Genomic DNA, 13,077 nt, shown 5'->3' with positions numbered 1-13,077 from the left:
TGGTGCGCCCGAGAGGATTCGAACCTCTGACCACCTGGTTCGTAGCCAGGTACTCTATCCAGCTGAGCTACGGGCGCCCTGTTTTAAAACGATAAAAAAAGCTTACTTATCAGTAAGCCTTTTCCAAAGTGTCGACTTGCTGATGGTCAACACATGACTCTTGCTTGAGTCGTAATATGGTGCGCCCGAGAGGATTCGAACCTCTGACCACCTGGTTCGTAGCCAGGTACTCTATCCAGCTGAGCTACGGGCGCAAATGGCGGAGAAGGGGGGATTCGAACCCCCGATGCGGGTATAAGCCGCATACTCCCTTAGCAGGGGAGCGCCTTCAGCCTCTCGGCCACCTCTCCGTTTGCGGGGCTGATAATACTTCACAGGGATTTTTAGTCAAACACTTTTTTGGAGAAAAAAGTGCGTTCGCTCAGCATTTGGTCAAAGCGTGGAATATTCAAACAATATCGGCACTTATCCCGCAGTTTCGCGCCCTGCAGGGCGATTTCAGGGGGCCGGAAAAACAAAAGGCGACACATGAGGTGTCGCCTTGTCACAGCCATGAAAGTGGCTTAGAAGCCCGGTTGGCCCGGAACTTTCTCGGCCTGAATGCGCTGGTAGATCTCTTCGCGGTGTACGGAGACCTCTTTCGGTGCGTTAACACCGATACGGACCTGGTTGCCTTTAACGCCCAGTACGGTGACAGTCACTTCATCACCAATCATCAGGGTTTCCCCAACACGACGAGTCAAAATAAGCATTCGCTTGCTCCTGTATCCTGTTTTGTTTTTATATCGATATGCGACATTATCTAACAAAGATACCGATATGGTAAATGGTTGAAACTAAATCAATCAGAGATTGTTAGCCCAAGGGCTGCTCTTGCGGTGCCTGATCCAACCCGAAAGCCGCGTGCAGGGCTCGCACCGCCAGCTCCAGATACTTCTCGTCAATCACCACAGAGATTTTGATTTCAGAGGTCGAGATCAACTGCATGTTGATCCCCTCCTCGCCCAATACCTTGAACATGGTGCGCGCAACACCGGGATGGTTCCACATGCCGACACCGACAATGGAAACCTTGGCAATTTCGCCATTTCCCTGCACGCAGGAGGCGCCAAGTTCGGTGGCAGTCTCCTCCAACAGAGCCCGGGCGCGGCGATAGTCGTCACGATTCACCGTGAAGGTGAAGTCGGCGGTGCCATCTCCCAGGGTGTTCTGCACAATCATGTCGACATCAATGTTGGCGTCGCTGATCGGATTCAGGATCTGCGCGGCAACGGTTGGTCTGTCCGGCACGCCCAGAATGGTCAGGCTGGCCTCGTTGCGGTTAAAAGCGATCCCGGATACCAGGGGAGCTTCCATCCTATCACCTCCATATGTGATTAAGGTTCCCTCTCCATCGATAAAGCTCGACAGCACCCGCAGCGGGACGCGGTACTTGCCCGCAAACTCCACCGAGCGGATCTGCAGCACCTTGGCGCCGAGACTGGCCATCTCCAGCATCTCCTCGAAGGTGATGGTGTCGAGACGACGCGCCTTGGGCTCGATGCGCGGATCCGTGGTGTATACCCCATCCACATCGGTAAAGATCTGGCACTCATCGGCCTTGATGGCCGCCGCCACGGCAACCGCCGTGGTATCCGAACCGCCGCGGCCCAGCGTCGTGATGGCGTTATGCTCGTCACGGCCCTGGAAACCGGCGATCACCACCACCTTGCCCGCAGCCAGTTCGGCATGAACCAGCTCGGAGTCGATGTGGGTGATGCGCGCCTTGCCATAGGCGGAATCGGTATGAATCCGCACCTGATCACCGGTCATTGAGACCGCAGGACAACCGCGTTTGTTCAACGCGATCGCCAGCAGCGCTATGGTGACCTGCTCACCGGTGGAGACCAGTACATCCATCTCCCGCCGGTTGGCATCAGGATCCAGCTGCTGGGCCATGCCCAGCAGCCGGTTGGTTTCGCCCGACATGGCGGAGACAACCACCACCACGTCGTGTCCCTGGGCGCGGGTCTGCTCGACCCGCTCAGCTACCGCCTCGATCCGCTCCAGTGTGCCGACCGAGGTGCCGCCGTACTTCTGTACATAGAGTGCCACAGATCACCTCGCCCGATTACAGGCGCTCTTCCAGCCAGGAGTGAACGGATTGCAGCGCTGCCGGCACCGCCTCAGGCTGGGTACCACCCGCCTGTGCCATGTCCGGACGGCCACCGCCCTTGCCACCCACCTGCTGGGCAACCAGATTGACCAGTTCACCGGCCTTGACCTTGCCGGTCAGGTCGTTGGTGACGCCGGCGATCAGGTTGACCTTGCCATCGGCACAGGTGGCCAGCAGCACGACACCGGACTTCATCTGGTTCTTCAGCTCGTCCAGCATGCCGCGCAGGGATTTCGGATCGGCCCCTTCCAGCGCTGCAACCAGCACCTTCTGACCGTTGATCTCGATTACCTGGCCCAGCAGGTCGTTACCGGCCTGAGCGGCCAGCTTGGCCTTGAGCTGCTCCAGCTCGCGCTCCATCATCTTGGCCTTGTCCAGCATCTGGCGAACCTTGTCGGCGATGCAGAACTGATCACCTTTCACCAGGGCAGCAGCCTCTTCGATCTGCTCGCCAACCTGATGCATGAAGTCGATGGCCGCTTTGCCGGTCACCGCTTCGATACGGCGCACGCCAGCTGCGATGCCGCTCTCGGCGATGATCTTGAAGAAGCCAATATCACCGGTGCGCTTGGCGTGAGTACCGCCGCACAGCTCGGTGGAGTAGTCGCCCATGCGCACCACACGCACGTCGTCTTCATATTTCTCACCAAACAGCGCCATGGCACCGGCGGACTTGGCCGCTTCCAGATCCATCAACCGGGTGGTGATTTCGTGGTTGGCGCGGATCTGGTTGTTGACCAGCTCCTCGACCCGGCGAATGGTCGCCATGGTCAGCCCCTCGAAGTGGGAGAAGTCAAAGCGCATGCGCTCGGCCCCAACCAGAGAACCTTTCTGGGTGACGTGCTCGCCCAGTGCCTGACGCAGGGCAGCGTGCAGCAGGTGAGTCACGGAGTGGTTCAGGGCGATGGCCTGACGACGATCGCCATCAACCACGGCTTCCACTTCGGCGCCCTTCTCCAGAGTGCCCAGCTCCATGTAGCCCTTGTGGATGATCGCCTTGCCCGCTTTCAGGGTGTCGGTCACGGCAAAGATGCCGTCGTCCACTTTCAGGGTACCGCTGTCGCCGATCTGGCCGCCGGACTCGGCGTAGAAGGGGGTCTCCTCCAGCACGATGACCGCTTCGTCACCGGCGATAAGACCGCTCACCTCTTCCACACCCTTGTAGATACCGACCACGCGAGTGCGCTCGGTCAGGGTCTTGTAACCGGTGAAGGGGGTCTCGAAGTCGAGCTTGAGCATCTCGTTGTAGTTCACGCCGAAGCTGGAGGCCTCCTTGGCACGAGCACGCTGCTTCTCCATCTCGGCCTTGAAGCCCTCTTCGTCGATGCCGATCTCGCGCTCGCGCACCACGTCGGCAGTCAGGTCGGCCGGGAAGCCGTAAGTGTCATAGAGCTTGAACACCACCTCACCCGGAATAACCTTGGCATCGCCCAGGTTGGCCAGAGCATCTTCCAGCAGCAGCAGACCGCGATCCAGCGTGCGGACGAACTGCTCCTCTTCGATGCGCAGCACGCGCTCGACCAGCGGCAGCTGGGCGATCAGCTCGGCAGCGACATCCTTCATCTGCACCGCCAGCTCGGCAGCCAGTTTGTAGAAGAAGACATCGGTCGCACCCAGCTTGCGACCGTGACGCACGGCGCGGCGGATGATGCGACGCAACACATAGCCACGACCTTCGTTGGACGGCATCACGCCATCTGCCACCAGGAAGGCGCAGGAGCGGATGTGGTCAGCGATGACGCGCAGGGACTGGTTGCTCAGATCGGTGGTGCCGACAATCTCGGCCGCTTTCTTGATCAGCGCCTGGAAGATGTCGATTTCGTAGTTGGAGTGCACACCCTGCATGATGGCGGAGATACGCTCCAGACCCATGCCGGTATCCACGGACGGACGGGGCAGCGGCTCCATGGTGCCGTCAGCCTGACGGTTGAACTGCATGAACACCACGTTCCAGATCTCGATGAAACGGTCGCCATCCTCTTCCGGTGAGCCGGGACGGCCACCCCAGATGTGATCGCCGTGGTCATAGAAGATCTCGGTGCAGGGACCGCACGGGCCGGTATCACCCATCGCCCAGAAGTTGTCGGAAGCGTAAGGAGCACCCTTGTTGTCACCGATGCGCACGATGCGATCGGCCGGGACACCGACCTCTTTTTCCCAGATATCGAAAGCTTCATCATCAGTCGCGTAGACGGTCACCAGCAGGCGCTCTTTCGGCAGCTGCAGCACCTCGGTCAGGAAGCCCCATGCAAACTTGATGGCATCCTGCTTGAAGTAGTCACCGAAGCTGAAGTTACCCAGCATTTCAAAGAAGGTGTGGTGACGAGCGGTATAGCCGACGTTTTCCAGATCGTTGTGCTTACCACCGGCACGCACGCAACGCTGGGAAGTCGTCGCGCGATTGTAGGCACGCTTGTCTGCGCCAAGGAACACGTCCTTGAACTGGTTCATACCCGCGTTGGTAAACAACAGGGTCGGGTCGTTATGCGGTACCAGCGAGCTGGAGGAGACAACCTGGTGCCCCTGGGAACGGAAATACTCGAGAAACGCAGCGCGAATCTCTGACGTGGACATATACATGGAAAATCCTGCTTGATTCGAATACGGACTTTTAACCGCATTAATGTAAGTTTTCTGCGGGGTAAAGTAAAACGGACAGGGCCGCCACGGGCGAAAAAGCGCACATAAACGGGCCAGATAAGAGCGCCGCTGCCTACAGTGGCTTTTTTCACTGTCGAGAGGCAAAAAAGCAGCGCATAAGGAGGGATGAGATGAACAAAAGGCCGCTTTTTCGGGATTGTGCGCGCAACCTACTGAACGGGCAGGAAAAACCTGCCGCAAGGAGAGGTGAAACGACGTATGCCACGCAGTGGCGTTACTCCTCCCGCTCCTGCAGGGCAGAGATGGCATAACGGGCCTGATCCTGGGTAAAGCCGCGCCCCAGCAGATATTTGAGCCACTTCATCCGCAGCTTGAAATCGGCCAGATCGACAATTTTTGCCCGTCGCTCCAGCAGTTCGAAGGCAAGCTCGAACCAGTCCAGCTCCGGCTGATCGAATGCGGCATCAATCTGCATATCGTCGAGCCCCTTGCGGCGCAGATCGAAACGGATCTTGATGGGGCCATGGCCCTTGGCGGCACCGGCCCGTACAGCCATACCGCCGTAACGTTCGTCATTGACCCAGTTGTAACCGCGACAGTAGTCGACCACCGCCTCGATCACCTCTTCATTGAAGCCCTGCTGGCGCAGCCGGTTGGCCAGCTCTGACTCGGCACTCTCGCGACGGGCCAGACTGCGCATGGCATAAGCACGGGCAGCGGCCAGCTGCTCGGCAAAGGTCGGTTCGGCAGGCTCGACCGGTTCTGTAACGGATTCATCAACCATCATAAATAACAAGGCCGGGTATCTACCCGGCCTTCCTTTGTTCCTTATTCGAACTCTTGTTCGCTTTCGGCATCGAACTCATCTGCCTCAACCGGAGCAGCCTTGTCATCGACAGGCACTGCGCCGGAGAGCAGCAGCTCGCGCAGGCGGGCTTCCACTTCGCCAGCCATCACCTTGTTCTCGGCGAACAGCTTCATCACGTTGGCCTTGCCCTGACCGATCTTCTCGCCGTTGTAGCTGTACCAGGCGCCGGCCTTGTCGATCAGCTTGTGCTTGACACCGAGATCCACCAGCTCGCCCTCTTTGGAGATACCGGCACCGTAGAAGATCTGGAATTCAGCCTGCTTGAAGGGCGGGGCCACCTTGTTCTTGACCACTTTGACGCGGGTCTCGTTACCGACCACTTCGTCGCCTTCCTTGATGGCGCCGATACGACGGATATCCAGACGCACGGAGGCGTAGAACTTGAGCGCGTTACCACCGGTAGTGGTCTCCGGGCTACCGAACATGACGCCGATCTTCATCCGGATCTGGTTGATGAAGATGCACAGGCAGTTGGCGTTCTTGATGTTGGCGGTCAGCTTGCGCAGCGCCTGGGACATCAGACGGGCCTGCAGGCCAACGTGGGAATCACCCATCTCCCCTTCGATTTCCGCTTTCGGCGTCAGGGCCGCCACGGAGTCGACGATGATGACGTCAACCGCGTTGGAGCGAACCAGCATGTCGCAGATCTCCAGCGCCTGTTCACCGGTATCCGGCTGAGAGATGAGTAGGTCGTCGACGTTGACGCCCAGCTTGGCAGCATAAATAGGATCCAGCGCGTGCTCCGCATCGACGAAGGCACAGGTTTTGCCCTTCTTCTGGGCTTCCGCGATCACCTGCAGGGTGAGGGTGGTTTTACCGGAAGATTCCGGGCCGTAGATCTCGACGATACGGCCACACGGCAGACCGCCAATGCCCAGCGCCACGTCCAGCGAGAGGGAACCGGTAGAGATGGCTTCGATATCCATGGTCTTGCTGTCGCCCAGACGCATGATGGAACCTTTGCCGAACTGCTTTTCAATCTGACCCAGCGCAGCCGCCAGTGCCTTCTGTTTGTTCTGATCCATGCCAATCTCCGCTGGAAATCGTGAGTAAGAAGTGAAGTTGGGCTAAGTATACTGTCTATTCATACAGTATCAAGCCCAATTTATCTGAGCAGGGCCAACAGACCCGACAAGGCCTGTCTCACCGCCTGCAGGCGCACCTGTCGGCGATCCCCGTCGAAGCGGGCGAGCAGGGAGTGGTGACGGCCGTTGCGGTCGGCCCAGGCGAACCAGACGGTGCCGACCGGCTTGCCCTCGGTGGCGCCGCCGGGGCCGGCGATGCCACTGATAGCAACGCTGATGGAGGCCGACGAGTGGGCCAGCGCGCCGCGGGCCATCTCCAGCACCACAGCTTCGCTCACTGCACCGTGCTGTTCAAGGCTATCGCTGCTCACCCCCAACATCTGCTGCTTGGCCTCGTTGGTGTAGGTGACAAATCCGCGATCGAACCAGCCGGAGCTGCCCGCTATGTCGGTGATGGCGCTGGCCACCCCGCCGCCGGTACAGGATTCGGCGGTCGCCGCCAGCCAGCCCCGCTGGCCAAGGGCCCGTCCCAGCTCGATGGCAAGGTGCTCTATCTCTGCATCCAGTTTCATCACGACTCCTTCTGATCCGCTCAAGAGGCACATTATGCGATCCTGCTAGCGCCGCCCGCAACCACGGCAGACCGCCCTTGCCTGCCGCAATGTGAGGTGCCGCACCTGTGCCATGCCTTCAATAGCGCAGAACAACCGCGCCCGGAACACCCGCTCCCCCGTCGCGGCGCTTATGTGTAGAATGGCGCCATCAAGCTCAAGGCTCATCACCGCAGACACTGGCCCGCAGAGGCCCCTTCTGGAACAGAACATGACCGCACAACACCAAGCCAGCGGCGCCACAAGCTCCGCTCCCGGCGCCAATCTGAGCGCCCACACGCCCATGATGCAGCAGTACCTCGGCCTCAAGGCCGAGAACCCGGAGATCCTGCTGTTCTACCGGATGGGCGACTTCTACGAGCTGTTCTATGACGATGCCCGCAAGGCCTCCCAACTGCTCGACATCTCCCTGACCAAGCGCGGCCAGTCGGCCGGCAGCCCCATCCCGATGGCGGGTGTTCCCTATCACGCCATCGAGGGTTATCTGGCCAAGCTGGTGCAGCTCGGCGAGTCGGCCGCCATCTGCGAACAGGTGGGGGATCCCGCCACCAGCAAGGGGCCGGTGGAGCGCAAGGTCATTCGCATCATCACCCCGGGCACCGTCTCCGACGAGGCGCTGCTCAGCGAGCGGCAGGACAACCTGATCGCCGCCGTCTACCACGATGGCCGCCGCTTCGGCTATGGCACCATGGACATCGGCTCCGGCCGCTTCTTCATCAATCAGTTCGAGAAAGAAGAGACCTTGCTGGCTGAGCTGCAACGCACCAATCCGGCCGAGCTGCTCTATCCCGAATCGTTCGAGTTCCTGCACCATATCGAGGGGCGCCGCGGCCTGCGTCGCCGCCCGGAGTGGGAGTTTGAACTGGGCACCGCCCGCAAGCTCTTGTGCCAACAGTTCGGTACCCAGGATCTGGTGGGATTTGGCGTCGACAAGAGCGAGACCGCCCTGTGCGCCGCTGGTTGTCTGATGCAGTACGTCAAAGATACCCAGCGCACCGCCCTGCCCCACATCCGCAGCGTGCGCCTCGAGCAGCCGGATCATGCGGTCATCATGGATGCCGCCACCCGCCGCAATCTGGAGCTGACCCAGAATCTGGCCGGTGGCTATGAAAATACCCTGGCCGAGGTGCTGGATCGCACCGCCACCCCCATGGGCAGCCGCCTGCTCAAGCGCTGGATCCACCAGCCGATCCGCGATCGGGTGATCCTGAAAGGTCGCCAGAGCACCATCAAGGAGCTCATCGAGCAAAACCTCTACGACGAGTTGGGCAACCTGCTGCGTCAGGTGGGTGATGTGGAGCGGGTGCTGGCCCGTCTCGCCCTGCGATCGGCCCGCCCGCGCGACCTCACCCGCCTGCGTCAGGCCTTCGCCCAGTTACCTGAGTTGCAGCGCCTGCTGGTGGACAACGAGCACGAAGCGGTGCAACAACTGGCCGAGCGGGCCAGCACCTTCCCCGAGCTGCTCGACCTGCTGGAGCGCGCGGTGATGGAAGTGCCGCCGGTGCTGATCCGCGATGGTGGCGTGATCCGTGACGGCTTCAATCAGGAGCTGGACGAGCTACGGGACCTGGCCAACGGTGCCACCGCCAGCCTCGCCCGCATCGAAGAGCGGGAAAAACTGCTGACCGGCATCAACACCCTCAAGGTGGGTTACAACAAGGTGCACGGCTTCTATATAGAGGTGAGCCGCGCCAACAGCCATCTGGTGCCGGCCCACTACATCCGCCGTCAAACCCTCAAGAACAACGAACGCTACATCATCGATGAGCTGAAGAAGTACGAGGACAAGGTACTCACCGCCCAGTCCCAGGCGCTGGCGCTGGAGAAACGGCTCTACGAAGAGCTGCTCGATGCCCTGCTGCCCCATCTCGGCGATCTGCAGGATTCCGCCGCCGCACTGGCGGAGCTGGACGTGCTGGCCAACCTGGCCGAGCGGGCCGAGACCCTCGACTATCGCTGCCCGACCCTCATCGACGAAGATCAGATCATCATCGAGGCGGGCCGCCATCCGGTGGTTGAGCAGGTGATGACAGATCCCTTTATCGCCAACCCCATCCGGCTGGAGCGGGAGCGGCGGATGCTGATCATCACAGGCCCCAACATGGGCGGTAAATCCACCTACATGCGCCAGACCGCGCTGATCGTGCTGCTGGCCCATATCGGCGCCTTCGTGCCCGCCGACAGCGCCCGCATCGGCCCCATCGACCGCATCTTCACCCGCATCGGAGCCTCGGATGATCTCGCCTCCGGCCGCTCCACCTTTATGGTGGAGATGACCGAGACCGCCAACATCCTCAACAACGCCACCGCCCGCAGTCTGGTGCTGATGGACGAAATTGGCCGCGGCACCAGCACCTACGACGGCCTCTCGCTGGCGTGGGCCTGTGCCGAACAGCTGGCGAGCAAGATTGGCGCCTACACCCTGTTCGCCACCCACTACTTCGAGCTGACCCGCTTGCCGGAGATGATGAGCGGGCTGGCCAACGTCCATCTCGATGCGGTGGAGCACGGCGACACCATCGCCTTTATGCACGCGGTGCAGGAAGGGGCGGCCAGCCGCTCCTACGGTCTGCAAGTGGCAGCGTTGGCCGGGGTGCCGAAATCGGTGATCCAGCAGGCCCGTCACAAACTGCATGAGCTGGAGAGCGCCACTCCGGCCGCCGCAGGTGAAAGCCGCCCGGCTCCGGTGACTCTCGCCCCGCAGCCTCATCCGGTGGTGGAAGAGCTGGAAGCAGTGCGCCCGGACGAACTCACCCCCCGTCAGGCACTGGATCTGCTCTATCGCCTCAAGCAGATGCTGTGAACAACCGCTGCGGCTCAGGTATGAAACAACTGGCCTGACGCTGTCATCATCAACAAAAGAGCCGCCCATCGGGCGGCTCTTTGCATCGTCTTTTTATAGAACCGTCAATCTATACTGGGTGCTGCCGCGATATGGGTCGCCTCTGACTGGTGGTCACCCTCCTTGATCCAGGCATCCAGCAAGGTATAAGCCACAGCCAGCACCACGGGGCCGATAAACAGACCGATGATCCCCATCGCCAGCAGGCCGCCGATAACCCCCACCAGAATGAGAATGAGGGGCAAATTGGCACCGCGTTTGATCAGGAAGGGACGCAGGAAGTTGTCCATGGTGCCGGCGATCAGCGACCAGACCAACAGGAAGGTGCCCCAGGTAGTATCACCGCTCCAGTAGAGATAACCGACACAGGAGATCAGCACCGGAAAGGGACCTATCTGGGCGACGATGAGCAGGAACATTACCACCACCAGAACCATGGTGTAGGGGATGCCAGCGATCCACAGTCCCACTCCGGCTACCGAGGATTGCACCAGCGCAGTGACCACCACCCCCATGGCCACGGCACGGATCGCCTGGGAAGCCAGCACGGTCGCATTGTCACCGCGATCCCCGGCCAGCCGGTGAGCAAAGCGGCGAATGCCGGTCGCCACCACTTCACCGGAGTGATAGAGCAGACCACAGATACCGACCGTCAGCAGGAAGTGGACCAGCAGCATGCCCAGATTGCCGGCCTGAGCAGCCAGCCAGCGCGCCGTCTGACCGAAGTAGGGCGCCAGCTTGGCAAACAGCACCTGACCACCGCTCGCCAGAATTTGCTGCCAGAAGTCATAGAGCTTGCCGCCCACCAGCGGGATCTGCTGCAACCAGAGCAGCTCGGGCGGAGGCGACTGGCTGATATTGGTCCCCAGTTCGATCAGCATGGGGGCTTTCTCCGCCACATTGGCCAGTGTCATAAAGAGCGGAATGACAAACATCAGCAATAGCACCAGGCTCATAAAGAGAGCGGCCAGCGCACGCTTGCCCCACAGCAACCGCTGCACCATCAACATCAGTGGCCAGGTAGCGATGGTGATCATGGTGGCCCACACCAGTGCGGGCAGGAAGGGGCGCAGCACCATAAAGCAGGAGATGATCAGGAGGCTGAGAAACAGCACCCCCAAGGTTATCTTGGCCAAATCCACTTTTTTCATATTCATAGAGTTCCCCTTGCAGGGCGTCCGCCCCTGGGTCGTGAGTCTTGTTTCAAGAGAGAGAGTATCCACCAGAGGCCGACGCTCAACCAGAGCCCCAGCCCGAAAAAGAGCACAAACTGTCCGAGCAGTATGATCAACGAGCTACTGGTTAGCAGCGGCAACAGCCACAGGCCGGCACCGATCAGCAAGCCGCCCGCCAGCACAACGCCCCCTGTAAGCAGCGGGGGATAACCAGCACGAACGAGGGCAGCCTTTCCCCCGAGCCAGAGGCCCAGCGCTACCAGCCCGATACCGGTCAGATGGGCCGATTGGGTCATTCCCCCGAGCGCCAGCGCCGCGGCAATCAGCAGCAACCAGCCTGCCCCACCCCCATCGGTACGCCAGCAGGGACAAGCAGCCAGCAGTATGGCGCCCATCAGCAGCCCCGCCGCTACGTCAGAGATAAAGTGCACCCCGAGCCAGACCCGCGCCAGACCTGTGGTCAGCGCCAGCAGCAGCGCCAGCGAATAGGCCAGCCCGCGCCGGGCAGGCCAGAGCCAGCCAAGCAGCGCCCCCCAGAACAGCAAGGCCGAGGCGGTATGGCCGCTCGGCATGCCAAAGCCTTGGGCACTCTGGGTTGCCAGTTCAGGTTGCAGATGGAAGGGACGCGGCCAGCCGATCCCCTCCTTGCTTGCCTGCACCAGCAAGCCGAGCCAGAGCATGGCGAACAGCAGCTGGCGCAGTCGCGGCCACCCCAGCAGCGGGAGCAGCAAAGGTATCAGGGCAAGCTGAAAGCCGCCTGAACCAAACAGATTGCTGACCGACAGCCACCAGACATCGGGCCCCAGCCACTGTTGCATGTGCAGCATCAGCGGGATCTCGGCCTGATGCAGCGCATTGCCCTGCATCACGAAATCGGCCTGCCAGCGCACCTCGCTCTCCGGCACCTGATCAAGCCTGGCTTGCAGCCAGTCGAGCTGATCCGGGAAGCGGCGCTGCTCGCGGGGGAGCTGGTCGATGGCGATCAGCCGGGCGTTAAGGATCTCGCCACCCAGATTGGGGGCCTTCAGGATGGAGACAAACGCGGCGCCTTGCTGCGCGACAATCGGTTCCAGAGTGCGACAAGCGAAGATAACCGCCCGCTGCCAGCGACCCAGCTCCTGCACAACCCCCCCCCGCAAGCCGGTCTCTTCATAGAGTTCGCGCAGCGCCGCCTGTTCGGGGCGCTCATCGCCATCTATGTAGCCGCCGCTCAGACTGTAGCGGGAGGAGATGCGATCCTGCACCAGCAGCAGTTGATCCTGATGGCGGATGGCGCAGGCCGCCGCCGAGGGAGCCGCCGGTTCGGCACTCAGGGCTGGCAGAGCGGCAAACAGCGCCAGCAACAGTAAAAAGAGGGTTCTCGACATCAATTTGCTTTCCCTATGCACAATGGCGACAAGCCTCCCAGAAATCAGATAGTTGGGCAACGGTAGCGGCCGGATTGCCGCCGTTCCAGCCGCGCTGGCGGTGCACGGAAGATTGCGATGAAGCAGGGCACTCCCTACTATTGGCGGCTATCTTCAATTTCATGCAGCAAACGCTGGAGCCTTCCATGAGACAGTTCGGCTTTTTCCTCGGCATCGCTATCGGTGTCATCCTGATCCTGTTCGGCAGCATCGTCATCTTCCAGGCGCTCCCTGCCGCACTGGATGTGCTGGAGATGCCAAGCCGTATCCCGTTCGTGCGCGAGGTCTACACCTGGCTGATGACTAGTGCCAATGGCCTCACCGCCCAGCTGGAGCAGAACTTCCTGGAGGCCTTCCAGACCGTACTCAAGCTGATCCTGCTCATCACCTTCAT

At 60.8% G+C, this 13,077-nt stretch carries 10 protein-coding genes and 3 tRNA genes; 2 read left to right on the top strand and 11 right to left on the bottom strand.

All coding sequences use genetic code 11. The annotated features are described in order from the left end of the window. From G5253_RS20010 to pncC, 9 genes are all read right to left on the bottom strand, one after another. Positions 1–77: transfer RNA gene (locus G5253_RS20010), tRNA-Arg, on the bottom strand. A gap of 100 nt (positions 78–177) precedes the next feature. Then, a tRNA-Arg gene (locus tag G5253_RS20005) sits at positions 178–254 on the bottom strand. A gap of 3 nt (positions 255–257) precedes the next feature. Then, positions 258–350: transfer RNA gene (locus tag G5253_RS20000), tRNA-Ser, on the bottom strand. Positions 351–563: 213 nt separating this feature from the next. Further along, entirely contained in the window at positions 564–752 is a 189-nt protein-coding gene (gene csrA, locus G5253_RS19995; protein WP_005336053.1) for a carbon storage regulator CsrA, read from the bottom strand. A gap of 103 nt (positions 753–855) precedes the next feature. Beyond that, positions 856–2,094, bottom strand: coding sequence for an aspartate kinase (locus G5253_RS19990; protein WP_266134602.1), 1,239 nt, complete (start codon positions 2,092–2,094; stop codon positions 856–858). 16 nt (positions 2,095–2,110) lie between these two features. Continuing rightward, entirely contained in the window at positions 2,111–4,735 is a 2,625-nt protein-coding gene (alaS, locus tag G5253_RS19985; RefSeq protein WP_266134601.1) for an alanine--tRNA ligase, read from the bottom strand. Positions 4,736–5,030: 295 nt separating this feature from the next. Then, entirely contained in the window at positions 5,031–5,540 is a 510-nt protein-coding gene (locus tag G5253_RS19980) for a regulatory protein RecX (protein WP_041202223.1), read from the bottom strand. Between the two features lie 44 nt (positions 5,541–5,584). Then, positions 5,585–6,649: a recombinase RecA gene (recA, locus tag G5253_RS19975; RefSeq protein ID WP_005348744.1), complete on the bottom strand. Its 1,065-nt coding sequence runs from the start codon at positions 6,647–6,649 to the stop codon at positions 5,585–5,587. An 80-nt stretch (positions 6,650–6,729) separates the two neighbouring features. Continuing rightward, entirely contained in the window at positions 6,730–7,221 is a 492-nt protein-coding gene (pncC, locus tag G5253_RS19970; protein WP_266134600.1) for a nicotinamide-nucleotide amidase, read from the bottom strand. A 250-nt stretch (positions 7,222–7,471) separates the two neighbouring features. Here pncC and mutS point away from each other — a divergent pair, with 250 nt between their 5' ends. Then, entirely contained in the window at positions 7,472–10,063 is a 2,592-nt protein-coding gene (mutS, locus tag G5253_RS19965) for a DNA mismatch repair protein MutS (protein ID WP_421204122.1), read from the top strand. Positions 10,064–10,167: 104 nt separating this feature from the next. On the opposite strand, the gene ydiK is transcribed toward mutS, so the two are convergent. After that, complete coding sequence (gene ydiK, locus G5253_RS19960; protein ID WP_216952793.1) at positions 10,168–11,259, bottom strand: AI-2E family transporter YdiK; 1,092 nt, start codon at positions 11,257–11,259, stop codon at positions 10,168–10,170. Next, positions 11,256–12,644, bottom strand: coding sequence for a phosphatase PAP2 family protein (locus tag G5253_RS19955; protein ID WP_421204120.1), 1,389 nt, complete (start codon positions 12,642–12,644; stop codon positions 11,256–11,258). Before G5253_RS19955 ends, ydiK begins: the two co-directional genes overlap by 4 nt. Before the next feature lie 185 nt (positions 12,645–12,829). Here G5253_RS19955 and G5253_RS19950 point away from each other — a divergent pair. Then, positions 12,830–13,077, top strand: a 248-nt coding sequence (locus G5253_RS19950; RefSeq protein ID WP_421204119.1) for a hypothetical protein, incomplete at its 3' end; no start/stop codon positions are given.

The organism is Aeromonas sp. 602658 (genome assembly GCF_049173005.1).
Classification (GTDB): domain Bacteria; phylum Pseudomonadota; class Gammaproteobacteria; order Enterobacterales; family Aeromonadaceae; genus Aeromonas; species Aeromonas veronii_A.
Note: the sequence above shows the minus strand (reverse complement) of the source record. Positions and strands in the feature narration are given on the sequence as shown.

Coding starts and splice junctions, on each gene's coding strand:
- mutS (WP_421204122.1), top strand. CDS start 7,472: ATGACCGCACAACACCAAGCCAGCGGCGCCACAAGCTCCGCTCCCGGC.
- alaS (WP_266134601.1), bottom strand. CDS start 4,735: ATGTATATGTCCACGTCAGAGATTCGCGCTGCGTTTCTCGAGTATTTC.
- csrA (WP_005336053.1), bottom strand. CDS start 752: ATGCTTATTTTGACTCGTCGTGTTGGGGAAACCCTGATGATTGGTGAT.
- pncC (WP_266134600.1), bottom strand. CDS start 7,221: ATGAAACTGGATGCAGAGATAGAGCACCTTGCCATCGAGCTGGGACGG.
- recA (WP_005348744.1), bottom strand. CDS start 6,649: ATGGATCAGAACAAACAGAAGGCACTGGCGGCTGCGCTGGGTCAGATT.
- G5253_RS19980 (WP_041202223.1), bottom strand. CDS start 5,540: ATGGTTGATGAATCCGTTACAGAACCGGTCGAGCCTGCCGAACCGACC.
- ydiK (WP_216952793.1), bottom strand. CDS start 11,259: ATGAATATGAAAAAAGTGGATTTGGCCAAGATAACCTTGGGGGTGCTG.
- G5253_RS19955 (WP_421204120.1), bottom strand. CDS start 12,644: ATGTCGAGAACCCTCTTTTTACTGTTGCTGGCGCTGTTTGCCGCTCTG.